26 protein-coding genes are annotated in these 18,264 nt (G+C 22.8%); 24 read left to right on the forward strand and 2 right to left on the reverse strand.

Annotated elements, in window-relative coordinates; all coding sequences use genetic code 11:
- The 19 genes from rplN to BLBCPU_RS01265 all read left to right on the forward strand — a co-directional run bounded on the left by rplN (nucleotide 1) and on the right by BLBCPU_RS01265 (nucleotide 11,166).
- Complete coding sequence (gene rplN, locus BLBCPU_RS01175; RefSeq protein WP_014246180.1) at nucleotides 1-372, forward strand: 50S ribosomal protein L14; 372 nt, start codon at nucleotides 1-3, stop codon at nucleotides 370-372.
- 30 nt (nucleotides 373-402) lie between these two features.
- Complete coding sequence (gene rplX, locus BLBCPU_RS01180) at nucleotides 403-648, forward strand: 50S ribosomal protein L24 (RefSeq protein WP_014246181.1); 246 nt, start codon at nucleotides 403-405, stop codon at nucleotides 646-648.
- A complete protein-coding gene (rplE, locus tag BLBCPU_RS01185; RefSeq protein WP_014246182.1) occupies nucleotides 629-1,189 on the forward strand; it encodes a 50S ribosomal protein L5 in 561 nt (186 codons plus the stop codon). Before rplX ends, rplE begins: the two co-directional genes overlap by 20 nt.
- Entirely contained in the window at nucleotides 1,190-1,459 is a 270-nt protein-coding gene (gene rpsN, locus BLBCPU_RS01190; RefSeq protein WP_014246183.1) for a 30S ribosomal protein S14, read from the forward strand.
- A gap of 26 nt (nucleotides 1,460-1,485) precedes the next feature.
- A complete protein-coding gene (gene rpsH / locus BLBCPU_RS01195; RefSeq protein WP_014246184.1) occupies nucleotides 1,486-1,875 on the forward strand; it encodes a 30S ribosomal protein S8 in 390 nt (129 codons plus the stop codon).
- A 14-nt stretch (nucleotides 1,876-1,889) separates the two neighbouring features.
- Nucleotides 1,890-2,435, forward strand: a complete 546-nt coding sequence (rplF, locus tag BLBCPU_RS01200) for a 50S ribosomal protein L6 (protein WP_014246185.1) — start codon at nucleotides 1,890-1,892, stop codon at nucleotides 2,433-2,435.
- 5 nt (nucleotides 2,436-2,440) lie between these two features.
- Entirely contained in the window at nucleotides 2,441-2,779 is a 339-nt protein-coding gene (rplR, locus tag BLBCPU_RS01205) for a 50S ribosomal protein L18 (protein WP_014246186.1), read from the forward strand.
- 7 nt (nucleotides 2,780-2,786) lie between these two features.
- Nucleotides 2,787-3,320, forward strand: coding sequence for a 30S ribosomal protein S5 (rpsE, locus tag BLBCPU_RS01210; RefSeq protein WP_014246187.1), 534 nt, complete (start codon nucleotides 2,787-2,789; stop codon nucleotides 3,318-3,320).
- Between the two features lie 26 nt (nucleotides 3,321-3,346).
- Nucleotides 3,347-3,802, forward strand: a complete 456-nt coding sequence (gene rplO / locus BLBCPU_RS01215) for a 50S ribosomal protein L15 (protein ID WP_014246188.1) — start codon at nucleotides 3,347-3,349, stop codon at nucleotides 3,800-3,802.
- A gap of 18 nt (nucleotides 3,803-3,820) precedes the next feature.
- Nucleotides 3,821-5,239 carry a preprotein translocase subunit SecY gene (secY, locus tag BLBCPU_RS01220; protein WP_014246189.1) on the forward strand — a complete coding sequence of 473 codons (1,419 nt, stop codon included), beginning with the start codon at nucleotides 3,821-3,823 and terminating at the stop codon, nucleotides 5,237-5,239.
- 64 nt (nucleotides 5,240-5,303) lie between these two features.
- Nucleotides 5,304-5,519, forward strand: coding sequence for a translation initiation factor IF-1 (gene infA, locus BLBCPU_RS01225; RefSeq protein ID WP_014246190.1), 216 nt, complete (start codon nucleotides 5,304-5,306; stop codon nucleotides 5,517-5,519).
- 26 nt (nucleotides 5,520-5,545) lie between these two features.
- Nucleotides 5,546-5,662: a 50S ribosomal protein L36 gene (gene rpmJ, locus BLBCPU_RS01230; RefSeq protein WP_014246191.1), complete on the forward strand. Its 117-nt coding sequence runs from the start codon at nucleotides 5,546-5,548 to the stop codon at nucleotides 5,660-5,662.
- Between the two features lie 30 nt (nucleotides 5,663-5,692).
- The gene (gene rpsM, locus BLBCPU_RS01235) at nucleotides 5,693-6,070 is read left to right on the forward strand and encodes a 30S ribosomal protein S13 (RefSeq protein WP_014246192.1); all 378 of its coding nucleotides are present in this window, start codon (nucleotides 5,693-5,695) and stop codon (nucleotides 6,068-6,070) included.
- Nucleotides 6,071-6,090: 20 nt separating this feature from the next.
- Nucleotides 6,091-6,477 (forward strand): 30S ribosomal protein S11, encoded by a 387-nt coding sequence (gene rpsK, locus BLBCPU_RS01240; protein ID WP_014246193.1) that lies wholly within the window; start codon nucleotides 6,091-6,093, stop codon nucleotides 6,475-6,477.
- A gap of 13 nt (nucleotides 6,478-6,490) precedes the next feature.
- Nucleotides 6,491-7,099, forward strand: coding sequence for a 30S ribosomal protein S4 (gene rpsD, locus BLBCPU_RS01245; protein WP_014246194.1), 609 nt, complete (start codon nucleotides 6,491-6,493; stop codon nucleotides 7,097-7,099).
- A gap of 11 nt (nucleotides 7,100-7,110) precedes the next feature.
- Nucleotides 7,111-8,115 carry a DNA-directed RNA polymerase subunit alpha gene (locus BLBCPU_RS01250; RefSeq protein ID WP_014246195.1) on the forward strand — a complete coding sequence of 335 codons (1,005 nt, stop codon included), beginning with the start codon at nucleotides 7,111-7,113 and terminating at the stop codon, nucleotides 8,113-8,115.
- Between the two features lie 13 nt (nucleotides 8,116-8,128).
- On the forward strand, nucleotides 8,129-8,563 hold the full coding sequence (rplQ, locus tag BLBCPU_RS01255; RefSeq protein ID WP_014246196.1) for a 50S ribosomal protein L17: 435 nt from the start codon (nucleotides 8,129-8,131) through the stop codon (nucleotides 8,561-8,563).
- Nucleotides 8,563-9,855, forward strand: coding sequence for a phosphopyruvate hydratase (gene eno, locus BLBCPU_RS01260; protein ID WP_014246197.1), 1,293 nt, complete (start codon nucleotides 8,563-8,565; stop codon nucleotides 9,853-9,855). The genes rplQ and eno overlap by 1 nt, the downstream gene beginning before the upstream one ends.
- Nucleotides 9,856-9,891: 36 nt before the next feature.
- The gene (locus BLBCPU_RS01265; RefSeq protein ID WP_014246198.1) at nucleotides 9,892-11,166 is read left to right on the forward strand and encodes an SLC13 family permease; all 1,275 of its coding nucleotides are present in this window, start codon (nucleotides 9,892-9,894) and stop codon (nucleotides 11,164-11,166) included.
- On the opposite strand, the gene BLBCPU_RS01270 is transcribed toward BLBCPU_RS01265, so the two are convergent.
- Nucleotides 11,140-11,550 (reverse strand): hypothetical protein, encoded by a 411-nt coding sequence (locus BLBCPU_RS01270; RefSeq protein WP_014246199.1) that lies wholly within the window; start codon nucleotides 11,548-11,550, stop codon nucleotides 11,140-11,142. The two genes, BLBCPU_RS01265 and BLBCPU_RS01270, sit on opposite strands and share 27 nt — an antisense overlap.
- A 63-nt stretch (nucleotides 11,551-11,613) precedes the next feature.
- Between BLBCPU_RS01270 and menB the strand changes: the two genes are divergently transcribed.
- The 5 genes from menB (at nucleotide 11,614) to BLBCPU_RS01295 (ending at nucleotide 16,278) form a co-directional block, all read left to right on the forward strand.
- Complete coding sequence (gene menB, locus BLBCPU_RS01275; RefSeq protein ID WP_014246200.1) at nucleotides 11,614-12,438, forward strand: 1,4-dihydroxy-2-naphthoyl-CoA synthase; 825 nt, start codon at nucleotides 11,614-11,616, stop codon at nucleotides 12,436-12,438.
- Entirely contained in the window at nucleotides 12,435-13,346 is a 912-nt protein-coding gene (gene menA / locus BLBCPU_RS01280) for a 1,4-dihydroxy-2-naphthoate octaprenyltransferase (RefSeq protein WP_014246201.1), read from the forward strand. Before menB ends, menA begins: the two co-directional genes overlap by 4 nt.
- A 34-nt stretch (nucleotides 13,347-13,380) precedes the next feature.
- On the forward strand, nucleotides 13,381-14,079 hold the full coding sequence (locus tag BLBCPU_RS01285; protein WP_014246202.1) for a metal-dependent hydrolase: 699 nt from the start codon (nucleotides 13,381-13,383) through the stop codon (nucleotides 14,077-14,079).
- 148 nt (nucleotides 14,080-14,227) lie between these two features.
- Nucleotides 14,228-15,214 carry an enolase C-terminal domain-like protein gene (locus BLBCPU_RS01290; RefSeq protein WP_014246203.1) on the forward strand — a complete coding sequence of 329 codons (987 nt, stop codon included), beginning with the start codon at nucleotides 14,228-14,230 and terminating at the stop codon, nucleotides 15,212-15,214.
- Nucleotides 15,190-16,278: an AMP-binding protein gene (locus tag BLBCPU_RS01295; protein ID WP_014246204.1), complete on the forward strand. Its 1,089-nt coding sequence runs from the start codon at nucleotides 15,190-15,192 to the stop codon at nucleotides 16,276-16,278. Before BLBCPU_RS01290 ends, BLBCPU_RS01295 begins: the two co-directional genes overlap by 25 nt.
- Here the strand turns inward: BLBCPU_RS01295 and BLBCPU_RS01300 are convergent.
- Entirely contained in the window at nucleotides 16,270-17,517 is a 1,248-nt protein-coding gene (locus BLBCPU_RS01300; RefSeq protein ID WP_014246205.1) for an NADP-dependent isocitrate dehydrogenase, read from the reverse strand. The genes BLBCPU_RS01295 and BLBCPU_RS01300 overlap by 9 nt on opposite strands.
- Nucleotides 17,518-18,264 lie beyond the last annotated feature (747 nt).

Genomic DNA, 18,264 nt, shown 5'->3' on the forward strand with positions numbered 1-18,264 from the left:
ATGTTACAACAAGAATCTAGATGTAGAGTTTCTGATAATTCAGGAGCAAAAGTAGCTTTAATTATTCGTGTTCTAGGAGGATCTAAAAAAAAATATGCTTTTTTAGGTGATTCGATAGTTGTTACAATAAAATCGGCTATTTCTAGTGGTGGTATAGTAAAAAAAGGACAAATTGCTAAAGCAATAATAATTAGAACAAAAAAAAGAACGAGAAGAAAAGATGGATCTTATATAAGTTTTGATGATAATGCTTGTGTTTTAATAAATCCTTCTGGTGAGATGATGGGAACTCGAGTTTTTGGACCAGTAGCAAGAGAGTTAAGAGATTTGGAATATATGAAAATTATTTCTTTAGCTCAAGAAGTTTTATAAAGTTATATATAAAAGTTTATTTATTTAAATATGATAAAAAAAGGAGATAAAATTTCGATTTTATCAGGAAATTATAAGGGGTTAAAAGGAGTAATTTCAAAAGTTTTTCCAAAAAAAAAAAAAGTTATTGTATTTGGAATAAATATGATTCAAAAACATATTAAACCTAATGCAAAAAATCCTAAAGGAGGAATTATAAAAAAAGAAGCTCCTATACATATATCTAATTTAAAAAAAGAAGAAAAAAAGAAAATAGATGATTCCTTATCAGTCTAGATTAAAAAATTTATATAAAGAAAATATAGTTCCAAAGTTAATAAAAAAATTTGATTATGGTTCTATTATGGAAGTTCCTAGACTTAATAAAATAATTGTACATCAAGGTATTGGAAAAGCAACATTAGATAAGAAACTTATAGATTTTTCTATGAATGAAATAACATCTATTGTAGGGCAAAAAGCAGTTTTTTGTTATTCAAAACATGATGAATCTGGATTTAAATTAAGAAAAGGGATGCCAATAGGAGTAAAGGTTACTTTACGAAGGATAAAAATGTATGAATTTTTGGAAAGATTAATTACGGTTTCTTTACCTAGAGTGAGAGATTTTAATGGAGTAAAAATAAATAGTTTTGATAGATTTGGAAATTATAATATGGGGATTACGGAACAAGTAATTTATCCAGAAATTAATATTGATAAAATTAAAAAAAATATGGGAATGAATATTACATTTGTTACTTCCGCAAAAAGTAATTTAGAAGCTAAATTTCTTTTATTTTATTTTGGAATACCATTTCAAAAAAATGATAAATAAATGGCGAAAGAATCTGTAAAAGCAAGACAAATAAAAAGAGAAAAAATTGTATTAAAATATGCAAAAAAAAGAGAAAGTTTGAAAAAATCTAAAAGTTATGAATTATTGCAAAAACTTCCCCGAAATGCATCTCCGGTACGTTTAAGAAATAGATGTTCAATAAGTGGAAGAAGTAGAGGATATATGAGATTATTTGGTATATCTCGTATTGTTTTCAGAAGTATGGTTTCTCAAGGTCTTATACCTGGAGTAAAAAAAGCAAGTTGGTAACTGATATTATTATAAAAAAATAAAATATGAATACCGATCCTATTGCAGATTTTTTAACTAGAATTAGAAATGCTTGTATAGTAAAACACAAATTATTAAAAATTCCCTCTTCTAAATTAAAAAAAGAACTTTCTAAAATTCTATTAGAAAATGGTTATATTTTAGATTATAAATTGGAAAAAAAGGATAAGGAAATAATTAAAATTGCTTTAAAATATTTTAAAAATAATTCCGTAATTCAACGATTAATTAGAATAAGTAAACCAGGATTAAGAAAATATACTAAATATAAAAATATACCTCGGGTTTTAAATGGATTAGGAATTGCAATTATTTCTACTTCTTATGGTATAATAACAGATAAACAGGCAAGAAAAAAAAGATTAGGAGGTGAAATTTTATGTTATGTTTATTAAAAATTTTTTTGATTATGTCTAGAATTGGAAAAATGCCTATATCTATACCTAAGGATGTATATATAAATATTATTGATAATAAAATAATTATAAAAGGGAAATTAGGTATTTTAAGTCAAAAATTTTCCGAAAAAATAAAAATTATTTTTAAAAATGATAAATTATTTTTAAGTAGAATACAAGAAGATAAAAAAACTAAATCTTTACATGGATTATATCGTGTATTAATTGATAATATGGTTAAAGGAGTTACTAATGGATTTCAAAAGGAATTAGAATTAATTGGAATTGGATATAGAGTATCTTATTATGAAGAAATATTAGAATTTAATTTAGGTTTTTCTCATAAAATTATGATGAAAATTCCTAAAGAAATTTGTGCAGAAATAAAAATAAATAAAGGGCAAAATCCAATTCTTATATTAAAATCTTACGATAAACAACTTTTAGGTATGATAGCTTCTAAAATTCGTTCATTAAGAGTACCAGAACCATATAAAGGAAAAGGAATAAAATATTTAAAAGAATCTATTCGTAAAAAAACTGGAAAATCTGCTTAAATATTATGAAGGGAAATAAAAAAAAATTTAAAAAATTTTTAGGAACTAAAAAAAAACCTAGAATTACTGTTTTTAGAAGTAATAAAGCAATTTATGCACAAATAATTGATGATTTGTCTGGAAAAACTTTAGTATCTTCTTCTTCTAGAGAAAAAATATTTAGAAATAATATGAAAATAAAACAAACAAAAATAAAATTATCTAATGAAGTTGGAAAATTATTAGGAGAAAGAGCAAGTTTATTAAAAATAAAAAAGGTAATTTTTGATAGAGGAAAGTATTTATATCATGGTAGGATCAAATCCTTAGCAGAAGGGGTAAGAGAAATGGGTTTAGATTTTTGATTAAACTATGGTAATATTTTTAGATAAAAAAAGAAAACATTCAGGATTAGAACTAAAAGAAAAATTAGTTGGAGTTACAAGAGTGTGTAAAGTTACTAAAGGAAGAAGATATTTTAGTTTTAGTGCTATTGTTATTAAAGGAAATGAAGATGGAATGGTAGGATATGGATTTGGAAAATCTAAGGAAGCTACTGATGCTATTCGTAAAGCTGGGGAACAGGCTAAACGAAATTTATGTAAAGTTTGTATTTATAATGGAACTATACCACATGAACAAGAAGCTAGGTATGGTGGGGCTCATATTCTTATTAAACCAGCATCTGCAGGAACTGGTATTATAGCTGGGGGACCTTTAAGAGCAGTTCTTGAAACTGTAGGATTGAGAGATGTTTTATCAAAATCTAAAGGATCATCCAATCCCCATAATATAATTAAAGCTACAATTAAAGCTTTAAAATATATGAGAGATATTCAGATAATTTCTAAAGAAAGAGGTCTTTCTATTGAAAGAGTATATAATGGAGTGGAATATGTAAAATAAATAAAAAAATATAAATAAATTTTATTATGGAGTTAAATTTTTTGATTCCAAAAAAAGGATCTAAAAAAAAAAAGTTAAGATTAGGTAGAGGACAAGGTTCTGGAAAAGGTGGGACTTGTGGTAGAGGACATAAAGGATCAAAATCCCGTTCTGGATATTCTAAAAAATTGGGGTTTGAAGGGGGTCAAATGCCAATTCAAAGAAGAATTCCTAAATTTGGATTTAAAAATCCTAATAGAAAAAAATATTTTATAATTAATTTAGATTATTTACAAGAATTAGTAAATAAGAGAAAAATATCTGATATTATTAATCAACAAACATTATTAAATAATCGTTTATTAATGAAAAAAAATGGATTAATAAAAATTTTAGCAGGAAGAAAAATATTAAAAATTTCATTAAAAATTACTGCATCTAAATTTAGTAAAAAAGCTATTTTTTATATAAAAAAAGCAGGTGGAGAGGTTTTTTATATATGATATATATAGATTATTTTCATGAATAATTTTTTAATTATATTTCATAATATTTGGAATATAAGAGAATTACGGAAAAAAATAATAATAACTTTAAGTTTTTTATTAGTATATCGTTTTGGTGCATATATTCCTATTCCTGGAATTAATCCTTTAGGAATTGTAGATTTTATGAAGTCAATGAATTCAGGATCTAAAGGATTAATGCAAATTCTTTCTTCTTTTACGGGAGGTGCTTTTAATCGTGCTTCTATTTTAGCTTTAGGAATTATGCCATATATATCTGCTTCTATTATAATACAATTAATGTGTATTGTAATTCCATATTTACAAAAAGTACAAAGAGATGGAGAAAGTGGAAAAAGACATATCAATTTTATAACAAGATGGTTAACTGTTGGAATATGTTTAATTCAAGCTCCTTTATATCTTATTTCTTTAACTAAAAAATTTAGTCCTATTAATAATTCATCATCTTCTGATTTATTTTTATCCAATACTTATCTTTTGAATATAAATACTTTTTATGGAAAAATTTTATTTTGGACAATTGGAATAATAATATTAACTTCAGGTACCCTGTTTACTATGTGGTTAGGAGATAAAATAACGGATGAAGGGATAGGAAATGGAATTTCTTTAATAATTATGTCTGGAATTATAGTTCGTTTTCCAGATTCTATTGTAAAAGAAATTTATAATAAATTAAATATTGGAAATGGAGGAATGATTATTTTATTTTTTGAATTTTTATTATGGTTAATAGTAATTCTTTTTTGTATTGTAATTATTCAATCTATTAGAAAAATTCCCATTCAATATGTTTCTCATTATAAATCTTTAGGATTAAGTGCTAAATTGATTCATAAAAAACATCAGTATATTCCATTAAAAATGACTGCTGCAGGTGTAATGCCAATTATTTTTTCTCAAGCAATTATGCTTTTTCCATTAACTTTTTTTAATTACGTAAATAATGAGAAAATTAAAAATTTTTTTTATTTATTTCAAGATGTTTATGGTTTATGGTATAATTTAGCTTTTTCTATCTTGGTGATAATATTTACTTTTTTTTATACAGCAATTACTATCCCAGTAAATCAAATAGCTGATGATTTAAAAAGAAATGGAGGACATATCCCGAAAATAAAACCAGGTAAAGAAACTGTAGAATATATAGATTCCATTTTATCAAAAATAACACTTCCGGGAGCTATCTTATTAGCTATAATTGCAATACTACCATCTATAGTTTTTCGTATAGGGATTACTCAAAATTTTTCTTTATTTTATGGGGGAACTTCTTTATTAATAGTTGTAGGAGTTATGTTAGATCTTATACAACAAGTAGATATATATTTATTAAATTATTATTATGACGATTTAATGATGATAAAAAATCATAACAATAGTAGATATATTTCTAATAATAAAATGTAGTAATTTTATGTTTATTTTTATGTATATTATATATCTATAATGTAATAATTAATTTTATATTTTTATGTCTAAACAAAAGCATATCGAAGTAGATGGTATAATTATAGAATCTTCTCCAAATGCTATGTTCCGTGTTGAATTGGAAAATGGTTGTATTGTTAAGGCTCATATTTCAGGAAAAATGAGAATGCATTATATAAAAATTTTACCTGGTGATAAAGTGAGATTAGAAATGTCTTCATATGATTTAAATAGAGGTAGGATTACCTATAGATATTAAAAAATGATTCAAAAATTATTATATATATGAAAGTAAGGACTTCTTTAAAAAAACGAACAGATAATTGTAAATTTATTAGAAGAAAAGGACGTTTACGTATTATTAATAAAAAAAATCCTAGATTTAAACAAAGACAAGGTTAATTTTAATATTAAAAAAATGTATATTATTTTATGGCTAGAATTTCAGGAATAGATATTCCAAAATATAAAAGAGGAATTATTGGTCTTATGTCTTTATATGGAATAAGTAAAAGTTTATCAAGTAAAATTTTATTTCATGTTGGAATTGATGAAAATGTAAAAGTAGAAAGTTGGTCTGATGAAGATATTAGTAATATAAGAAAATATATATCAGATAATATAAAAATTGAAGGTGAATTAAGATCTGAAATTCAATTAAATATTAAAAGATTAATGGATATTGGATGTTATAGAGGGACTAGACATAGAAAAGGTCTTCCTTTGAGAGGGCAAAAAACTAAAAATAATTGTAGAACTAGAAAAGGAAGAAAAAAAACTGTAGCAAATAAGAAAAAAATAACAAAATAAAATTTTTTCATATAAAAAATATGGCAAAGTTATCATCGGGGAAAAAAAAATCAGTTGTAGTTGATCCATTAGGTGAAGCTCACATTCAATCTACATTTAATAATATTATTATTACATTAACGAATAAAAAAGGAGAGGTTATAGCATGGTCTTCAGCTGGAAAAATGAATTTTAAGGGTTCTAAAAAGAATACTCCTTATGCTGCTCAAATAACTGCAGAAAACGTAGCAAAAAAGGGATTAAATGCAGGAATTAAAAAAATTGAAGTAAAAGTAAAAGGTCCTGGAGCAGGTAGAGATGCGGCGATACGAGCTTTAAGTAATTCTGGAATTTTAGTAACTTTAATAAAAGATATTACCCCTTTACCTCATAATGGTTGTCGCCCACCAAAAAGAAGAAGAATTTAATTTTTTATAAATTATGGGAAGATATATAGGGCCAAAAACGAAAATTTCTCGTAAATTTGGAGAATGTATATATGGAGAAGATAAATATTTTGAAAGAAGAAAATATCCATCTGGAGAACATGGAAATAATCGCCGTAGAGGTAAACGATCAGAATATTTTATACAATTGATAGAAAAACAAAAAGCAAAATATACTTATGGTATATTAGAGCACCAATTTAAAAAATTATTTATAGAATCGTCAAGAAAAAAAGGAATTACTGGAGAATTGTTATTACAATTCTGTGAATCTCGTCTTGATAATATTGTTTTTAGATTAAAATTTGCTCCATCTAGATCTTCAGCACGTCAGATAATTTCTCATAAGCATATTATGGTGAATAATACTATTGTTAATATTCCTTCTTTTAGATTAAAACCTGGGGATAAAATTGAAATAAGAGAAAAGTCAAAAAAACATCCAGTTATATTAGAATCTATAAATAAAAAAATAAGAATTATAGTAGAATGGTTAATTTTAGATGAAAAAAATATGTTTGGGATATTTAGAATCATGCCAAAAAGAATACAAATACCAGAAAATATTAAAGAACAGTTAATTGTTGAATTTTATTCAAAATAAGAATCAATATTATGGATATTCTAGATTTTGTTAAACCTAATAAAATTATAGTATCTGAATTTTCAGATTATAAGGGAGTTTTTCATTTAAAACCTTTAGAACCTGGTTATGGTATTACATTAGGAAATTCTTTAAGAAGAGTATTATTAAGTTCATTAAAAGGATTTGCGATAACTTCTATTAGAATTAAGGGTGTAAAATATGAATTTTCTACTATAGAAGGTGTAATTGAAGATGTTACTGAAATTATTTTAAATTTAAAAAAAATTCGTTTTAAACAGAAAGTATATGGAGTAACTAAAGAAATAGTTAATACTTTTTTGAATAAATATGAAAAAGTAACCGGAAAAATTTTTAATAAATTTATTTCTAATTTTCAAATTATAAATACAGATTTATTAATTTGTAATAAAAATAAATCCATTCCATTAGAAATAAGTTTTATTATTGAAGAAGGAAGAGGTTATGTTCCAGCAGAAGAAAATAAAAAAAATAATAATGATTTAATTGGAAATATTCCTATAGATTCTATTTATACTCCTATTAAAAATGTGAAATATACAATAGAAAATTGTCGTGTTGGGCAAAAAACAGATTTTGAAACCCTTTTATTAGAAATTAAAACGGATGGATCTATATGTCCTAAAATGGCATTAATGGAAGCTGCTAATATTTTAATTCAATATTTTTCTATTTTTTCATTAGAAAAAATTGGAAAAGAAGAGCCTGAAAAAATTGGAAAAGAAAATAAATATGATGAAGATTTTTTACGTATGCGTACATTATTAAAATCTAAATTAAATGAAATGGATTTATCTGTACGTACAAAAAATTGTTTAAAATCTGCTTTTATAGAAACTATAGCTGATTTAGTAATTCTTGATAAAACTAGTATGTTAAATATGAGAAATTTTGGAAAAAAATCATTAGAAGAATTGGAAATTAAAATGAAAAATAAAGGTTTATATTTTGGAATGAATATATCTGAATATAAAATAAATAATAAAAATAAATAGATTTTTTATTTTTATGAATCATAGAAAAAAAAATAATCATTTGAGTAGGAAATATGGACATAGAAAATCAATTTTATCTAATATGTCTTCATCTTTAATTAAAAATAAAAAAATTTTTACTACTCTTGCTAAAGCTAAAGCTTTAAAAAAATATGTAGAACCTATTATAACAAAATCTAAAATAAACACAACTCATTCTAAAAGAAATATTTTTTCTTTATTAAGAGATAAAATTGCGGTATCGGAACTTTTTAATGAATCTTTTAAAAAAGTTCGTGAACGTCCTGGTGGATATACAAGAATTATAAAAATTGGATTTCGTTCCGGAGATATGGCAAAAGTATCTCTTATTGAATTGGTAGATTTTAATAATATTTATAATTCTAAAAAAAATTTAAAATCAGTAAGACGTAGTGGAAAAAAGAAAAGGGTTAATCCAATAGAATAATGAGAAAAATAAAAATTATTAAAGCAAGACAAATATTAGATTCTAGGGGTAATCCTACTGTAGAAGTAGATGTTATTACAAATAATAATATATTAGGACGTGCTTCAGTACCATCTGGAGCCTCAAAAGGTGAAAATGAAGCTATTGAATTAAGAGATGGAAATACAGAATTTTTAGGTAATGGAGTTTTGAAAGCCGTTCATAATGTGAATAATATTATTGCTCCTGAATTAATAGGAAAATCTGTAATGGATCAATTATATATAGATAAATTAATTTTAAATTTAGATGGAACAAAAAATAAAAGAAGATTAGGGTCTAATGCAATTTTAGGAGTTTCTTTAGCAGTAACAAAAGCAGCATCTAAAGAATTAAATATTCCTATTTATAAATATATAGGAGGTGTATATGCACATTCACTACCGATTCCTTTAATAAATATTATAAATGGAGGTAAACATTCTGATAGTTCTATAGCATTTCAAGAATTTATGATAGTTCCTGTAGGTGCAAATACTTTTTTTGAATCTATTCAAATGGGATATAAAGTTTATTATAAATTAAAAGAAATTTTATCTAAAAAAGGATTATCTACAAATATTGGTGATGAAGGTGGTTTTTCTTCTAATTTTAATAATATTGAAGATGTATTAGATAATATTTTAGAATCTATACATTTATCAGGTTATGAACCTTATGATCAAATAGGTATAGCTTTAGATTGTGCTGCTTCTGAATTTTATAAAAAAGAAAAATATAATTATTCTAAATTTGAAAAAATTCAAAATAATAAAGAAAAAATAAAAAAATCTAGAAAAGAACATGTTGATTATTTATCGTTTTTAACGAAACGTTATCCAATTATATCTATAGAAGATGGAATGGATCAAAATGATTGGAATGGATGGAAATTATTAACTAATGAATTAGGTAAAGAAATTCAATTAGTTGGAGATGATCTTTTTGTTACACAAGTTGACAAATTAAATAAAGGAATAAAAGAAAAAATTGCAAATTCTATACTAATAAAACTTAATCAAGTAGGAACACTTACAGAAACTATAGAAACGATAAATATAGCAAAAAAAAATAAATATAATAATATTATTTCTCATCGTTCTGGAGATACAGAAGATACTTTTATAGCAGATCTTTCTGTTGCATTTAATATTGAACAAATTAAAACTGGTTCTATTTGTCGTTCGGAACGTACTTCAAAATATAATCAATTATTACGTATTGAAGAATTACTTGGAAAAAATTCTTATTATCCAAGATTATTTTTAAACTAAAAAAAATCGTTAAAGATTTTTTTTAGTTTAAAAATAATGGAATTAATAATCATATTAGTTTTTATTATAGGATATTTATTTATTACTATTGAGAATTTTATATCCTTAAACAAGGTAATTCCATCTATTCTTATGGCAACTATTTGTTGGTCATTAATTATGTTTTGGAATTTACCAGTTTTTGAATTAGATAACGCTTTAATTAAATGGAAAAATCCTAATTATTTATTATCACATCATTTAGGGAATGCTTCTGAAATTATTTTTTTTCTTATTGGATCTATGTCAATAGTTTCCATTATTGACATGTATTCTGGTTTTGAAGTTTTAATAAATTTTTTTTATTCCAATACAAAACGTAATTTTTTATGGATAATAAATTTATTGTCTTTTTTTTTATCTGCAATTATAGATAATCTTACAGCGACTATAATTTTAATTACTATTTTAAAAAAAATTATAGTTAATTATAAAGAACGATTATATTATTTAGGATTAATAATTATATCTGCTAATGCAGGTGGAGTATGGTCTCCAATAGGGGATATAACTACTACTATGTTATGGATTTCTAATAAAGTAACCACTATAAATCTTATAAAAAAAATATTTATACCATCTGTTTTATGTATGTGTGTGTCTACTTTTATAGGTTCATTAATGCCTGTTTTTAATGGAACCATTCAAATAAAAAAAAATAAATTATCAAAATCAGATTTTAAAAGAGGATTTTGGATATTAAAATTTGGGTTAGGTCTTATATTATTTGTTCCTATTTTAAAAAATATAACCGGCATTCCACCATATATGGGGATGATGTTTTCTTTTGGAATTCTTTGTTTAATTACCAATATTTATTATAAAAGTCATTTTTCTATGGATAGAATATTGAAAAAATTAGATTTTTCTAGTATATTATTTTTTTTAGGAATTTTACTTTCTATTTCTTCCTTAGAATCTTTAGGAAAATTGTATGATTTATCTAATTGGATTAGTAAGATAGTTTACTCATGGAAAATAAAAACTTTTATATTAGGATTAATATCTTCTTTTATAGATAATGTTCCTTTAATAGCAGCTATTATATCTATGTTTAATTATTCTATAGATCATGAATTTTGGTATTTTATAGCTTATATGTCTGGAACAGGAGGGAGTATTTTACTAATAGGATCAGCTTCTGGAATAACAGCTATGGGAATGGAAAAAATAGATTTTTTTTGGTATTTAAAAAAAATAAGTTGGTTAGCTTTTATAGGATTTTTATCTGGTTTTTTATATTTATTAATTTATCCATTTTTTTCTTTGTAATAATTCTATAAATGCACCTCCAAGATATGAAAAATGAAAAAATATAGGAAGAATTACAATTTCAAACCATAATGGAAGTGTATATAAAAAAATATGAATGAAAGCAATAATAAATAAAATAATTCCAGTTAGTCCTGCATAAGCTTTTTTAGCATTTTGTACAAAAAAAGCTGTTGTAATTCCTCCTAATAAAGCACTAAAAGCATAGAAGAAAAATAAAGTTATGAAAAAACTAGAAGGAGCATGAATAAATACATGTTGTATATTTTTCAATGGAATGAATTGTATATTGATAAACCAGTTTTTTATTAATTTTATGGAATAAATGATTTCAGTAATACTAACTAATATTCCTATGAATACTGCAAAAAAATTTCTATACATATAACATTATTAAAAAAAGTATTTTTTTTGTTATTTTGTAAAAATAAAATAATTTATTTTGTTATGTATCCTAAAATAAATTGGAATTATATAAAAAAATATGAGGATATTAATTTCTATTTTTGGAAAGGAATTTCCAAAATAGAAATTAATAGACCTAAATGTCATAATGCTTTTCGTGTAGAAACAGTAAAAGAAATGATAGATGCTATAGATATATGTCGGGATCGAAGAGATGTAGATATATTAATTATAACTGGATCTGGAAAAAAATCTTTTTGTTCTGGAGGAGATCAGAATCAAAGGGGATTAGGTGGTTATTTAGGAAAAGATGGAATTCCAAGATTAAATATTTTAGATTTTTATAAAAAAATTAGAGAAATACCTAAACCAGTTATTGCTATGGTAAATGGATTTTCTATAGGTGGGGGACATGTTTTACATGTAGTTTGTGATTTAACTATTTCCTCTAATAATGCTGTTTTTAGTCAAGTAGGACCAAAAGTAGGATCTTTTGATGGGGGATTTGGAGCTTCTTATTTAGCCCGTCATATTGGTCAAAAAAAAACACGAGAAATGTGGTTTTTATGTAAAAAATATTCTGCTAATGAGGCATTAAAAATGGGATTAATTAATAAAGTAGTTCCTCAAAATAAATTAGAAAAAACTACTATAAAATGGTGTCAATTAATCCAAAAACGGAGTCCAATGTCTTTGAGAATGATTAAACGTTGTTTAAATGCAGAATTAGATGGCCAACATGGATTGATGCAATTAGCTGGAGATGCTACTTTAATGTTTTATTTAATGGAAGAATCTCAAGAAGGAAAAAAAGCATTTTTAGAAAAAAGAGAACCCAATTTTAAAAAATTTACAAAATTTTTATGAATTTAAAATATTGGATTTATGCAATTCGTTTACATACTTTACTTCTATCTTTTTCTGGAATTACTTTAAGTTTTTTAATATCTAAATATAGAGGATATGGAGATTATTGTACTTATTTTTTATGTCTTATAACTGCTATATTTTTGCAAATATTAGCCAATATTTCAAATGATTATGGAGATAGTATAAAAGGAGTAGATAATTTTCGAAGAATTGGTCCAAATAGAACTGTTCAAAGTGGATTCATTTCATTAATTTCAATGAAAAAAGCAATAAATATATTTTCTATTTTATCTTTTATTTTTGGTTTTTTATTAATTTATAAATCTATTAGATTACAAAATATTTTTCTTTTTTTATTTTATTTTATAGGAATTTTAATTTGTATATATAGTTCTATTAAATATAGTATTGGTACTTATCCTTATGGATATTTAGGAATGGGAGATTTATCTGTTTTGATATTTTTTGGTTTTATTTCTATAGGAGGAAGTTATTTTTTATATACAAAATTTTATCCTTTAGATATATTTTTTTTATCTTTATCAATAGGGTTATTAAATATTTCTGTTTTAAATATTAATAATATGAGAGATATAGATAATGATTATAAAAATGGAAAATATACTTTAGCAGGAATATTAGGAATTAAATATGCAAAAATATACCATATTTTATCTATTATATTATCTATATTTTTAGGTTTTTTATTTAATTATTTAAATTATAAAAATTTATACCAATGGATTTTTTTTATATTCAATATTCCTTTTTTAATACAACATTTAAAAAAAATTATTTATATAAATAATCCAAAAGATTTTAATGATGAACTTAAAAAATTAGTTTTAATTACTTTTTTTTATTCTATGAGTATAGGTATAGGAATTCAATATTCTTATTATTAATAAATTAATAAATTAATAAATTAATACAAATAAAATGAAAATAACTTTTTTTACTCATAGTACATATATGTTAGAAATTCATAAAAATTTTTTATTGGTAGATCCTTTTTTTTCCGAAAATCCTATTTTTAATAATAATACATTATTATCAAATAAATATAATCAATTTTTTGAAAAAATTGATTATATTTTGTTGACTCATGCTCATTATGATCATGTATGTGATGTAGAAATTTTTGCAAAAAAATTTAATTCTTTAATTATATCAAATTATGAAATATCTAATTTTTTTAATAAAAAAGGATTAAAAACATATGGGATAAATTATGGATCTTTCATAACTTTTCCATTTGGAAAATTAAAATATGTTTGGGCTACTCATTCTAGTGTTTTTAAAGATGGTACTTATGGAGGTAATCCCGGAGGATTTCTTTTACATACAGATAAAGGAAATATTTATTTATCCGGAGATACTTCTTTAACATATGAAATGAAACTTATTCCTAAATTTGGAAAGTTAAAAATATCTATTCTTCCTATAGGAGGAATTTATACTATGGATGTTGAAGAAGCTATTTTTGCTTCTAATTTTTTACAATGTGATAAAATATTAGGAGTACATTACGATACTTTTGAATCCATAAAAATTAATCGAGAAAAAGCAAAAAAAAATTTTTTTGATAATCAAAAACAACTTTTTTTATTAGAAATGGGGGAATCAATATGGATTTAAATCTATTTTTTTAATAAATTAATTTTTGATAATATATTAAATATAAATAGTTATTAAATATGATAATAAATTATTTTTTTGAAAAAAAAAATTTTTTTTTAAAGAAAAAATAAAAAAATTCTAAAAGAACATTCAATTATAATATAATTTGGTACTTAATTTTAAAAAAAATAATAAGATAGGAATTGGAGAATGTAATCCATTATTGGATAATAATGCATTTAAAAATTTAAATATTTATGAAAAAGAATTGTTATATCTTTCTAAAAAGATAAATATTATCCAAAAAAATGAATCTTTTTATTATCATTCCTATATTTCTTATTCCTCAATTTTATTTGGATTAGAACAAGCTATTTTAGGGTTAAAAAATAGATATCCCATATTGTATGATTCTAAATTTACTATTGGTAAATCAGGTATTTCTATAAATAGCTTAATATGGTTATTTTCATTATCTAATATGAATATAGAAAATGAAGTAACAAAAATAGAAAAAGAGATTAATAAAGGTTTTTTATTTATTAAAATGAAAATAAGTCCAAAATTATTTCCTTATCAACTTATAGTTTTAAAAAAAATAAAAAAAAAGTATCCATATATAAAAATACGTATCGATGCAAATGGATCTTTTAAAAATAGTAAAGAAGCTATATATTATATTAATAAACTTTATGACATAAATATTGTTTATTCAGTAGAGCAACCTATAAAAATTGGAAATTGGAAAGATTTATCCAATATATGTAAAAAATCAAAATTACCTATAGCATTAGATGAAGAATTAATAGGAATTAATAATTTAAAATTTAAAAAAAGATTATTAGATATTATATCTCCTAAATATATAATATTAAAACCTAGTGTATGCGGAGGATTTTTCGGATCTAAGGAATGGATAATAGAAGCATATAAAAGAAAAATAAAATGGTGTATAAGTTCTTCTTTAGAGAGTAAAATAGGAATTAATGCAATAGCACAATGGACTTTTAAAATGGAAGAAAAATATAATAAGGGTATTCATGGATTAAATATAGGATATTTTCATAATGATTTTTATTCTCCTTTACATATAAAAAAAGGTTATATTTGGTATAATCCATTAAAAATATGGAAATTCAAGAATCTTATTTAAAAATAAGAATTAATTTTTCTTCAAAAAAAAAATCAAATCTTTTAATTTTTAAAGGTGATCCTTTATACCCATGGAAAAAATCTATTTTTTCTTTTTTAAAAAATTGGAATAATCGGAATCAATCGGTATTGATTAGTTTTACCTCTGGAACAACTGGAACCCCTAAAAAAGTTTTTTTTAATAAAAAATATATGTATGAATATGCAAAAAAAACGGTAGATTTTTTAAATTTAAAAAATAAAAAAATTAAAGGACTTTTATGCTTATCTCCAAATACAATAGCAGCACAAATGTTTTTAGTTCGTTCTATTATATTTCATTGGGATATTTATTGTATTCCTCCATCATCTAATCCTTTAAAAAATATAAAAGAATCTTTTGATATTGTATCTATGGTTCCAATGCAAGTTTATTCTAGTTTAAAAAGTTTGAAAAAAATAAGGATTCTTTTGATAGGTGGTTCCCCAATTTCCATTGATTTAGAAAAAAAACTCCAAAAAGTTACTACTATTTGTTATGCAACTTATGGAATGACAGAAACATTAGGGCATATAGCTTTAAAAAAAATTAATGGATTATATAAAACTAGTTATTATCAAACATTAAAAAATATTTCTATTAATATAGATAAAAGAAATTGTTTAGGAATATTTTCTCCATATTGTATAAATTCTTTCATTCAAACTAATGATATTGTTCATATGATTTCTAAAGATAAATTTAATTGGATAGGTAGATATGATAATATTATTAATAGTGGAGGAATAAAAATTATTCCTGAATTAGTCGAAAAAATAATATATCCTTTTATACCTTTTGACAAAAGATTTTTTATTTCTTCAATTCCAGATAAAATATTGGGAGAAAAAATAATACTAATTATTGAAGGATCTATTTTTTCTATTACAATTCCAAAATCTATTTTCATAGGAAAAAAAAGATTTTATAAGCCAAAAAATATTTTTTTTATACAAAATTTTATAGAAAATTCTTTAGGAAAATTGAAAAGAAAAGAAATTAAAAATAAATTAATGAAAAATATTATAAATAAACATTTATTTTAATTTTAGTATTTTTTTTTCGAAATGTGATTTTAATATAATAAAAAAAGATTCTGTATCTAAGTAATTATTATTTTTATTTTCATAAATATTATTTCCGTATATAAGTTTATATAAATCTTTAGTCATTATTCCAGATTGGATTAATTCTATGCAAGTTTCTTCCATTTTTTCCGAAAATTTTTTTAAACTAGAATTTTTATCCAAAAAAGCTCTATGTTTGAGTCCACGAGTCCAAGCAAAAATAGAAGCAACAGGATTTGTAGATGTTTTTATTCCTTTTTGATGTAATCTATAATGTCTAGTTATTGTACCATGTGCAGCTTCCGATTCTATTGTTTTTCCATCTGGAGTAAGTAAAATTGAAGTCATCATCCCTAATGACCCAAATCCTTGAGCTATAGTATCCGAATGAACATCTCCATCATAATTTTTGCAAGCCCATATAAATCCTCCCTTAGATTTTATTGCATAAGCTACCATATCATCAATCAAACGATGTTCGTAAGTAATTTTAATTTTTTCAAAAATTGATAAAAATTCTTTTTTATATATTTTATGAAAAATATCTTTGTATTTTCCATCATAATTTTTTAAAATAGTATTTTTTGTAGAAAGAAAAAGAGAATTTTTTTTGTAAACCGAATAATTAAAACAAGAACGGGCAAATCCATAGATAGATTGATCTGTATTATACATTGCCATGGAAATACCTGGATTTATAAAATGATGTATTTTAAAATTTTTAATTTTTTGTTTTTTATTATCTGGTATAAATTTAAGGTATAATTTTCCTTTTTCTTTAATAAGAATATCTATTGCATTATATTGATCTCCATATGCATGACGAGCAATACATATTGGATTTTTCCAATTTGGAATTGGACGAGGTATATTTTCTACTATAATAGGTTCTCTAAAAATAGTTCCATTTAGAATATTTCTTATTGTACCATTTGGAGATTTCCACTTTTTTTTTAAATTAAATTCTTTCATTCTTTCTTCATCAGGTGTAATTGTAGCACATTTAATTCCAACATTATATTTTTTTATTGCATGACCAGCTTCTATAGTAATTTGATCCTCTGTAAAGTTTCTATTATCTATTCCTAAGTCAAAATAGATAATTTTGATATCTAAATAAGGAATAATTAAATATTTTTTAATATATTTCCATATAATTCTAGCCATTTCATCTCCATTAATTTCTACTATAGGATTAGTCACTTTTATTTTTTTCATATTATAATTTTTTAATAAAAGAAATTATTATATTTATTTTTTTTTTAAAAACTATTTATTATAATATTCCATTTTATTGAATTTTTATTCTATATTCATCATCATTTTTATAAAAAAAAAATAGTTTTTTTCTACAAAATTTTAATAATATTGAAGATAAACTAATATCTTATTTTATTAGAAAAATTATTATATAAAAATAATATTATCGTAGTTGTACTGATGTCGAATATCCAACTATGTAAAAAAAAATTACAAAAATATTACTAATATTTATCAAATATTGATTACGGATGCTAATGCAATATTAAATTTCGATCCTTCTACAATAGTTATAGAGTAAATTTTTCTATTTTATCCTAGTTTTTTTTTATTTCATTATACCGAATAGCTCATCAATTATGAATTTTAAAAATATCAATCATTCCAAGAATGATAACTGAATATATTCATAAATCATATATATAGAAATTACTTTATAATAAAAAAAATATGCTTTTTTAGTACATTTTATTATTTTTCATAATACAAAAATTTTATTGATCAAAATAATAAGTGGAATAAATTTATGAACACTCAATATATTTTGTTTATATATATATATATATATATTCATAAATTATATCATAATTATAGATAATTTAATAATTAATAATAAATAAAAAGAATATTTACATAAATAAATCGATAGTCACTGTAAAAAAAATCTCCAATTTCTATGCATAAAGTATATATAAATACTTTTTA

The organism is Blattabacterium sp. (Cryptocercus punctulatus) str. Cpu, assembly GCF_000236405.1.
Classification (GTDB): domain Bacteria; phylum Bacteroidota; class Bacteroidia; order Flavobacteriales; family Blattabacteriaceae; genus Blattabacterium; species Blattabacterium punctulatus.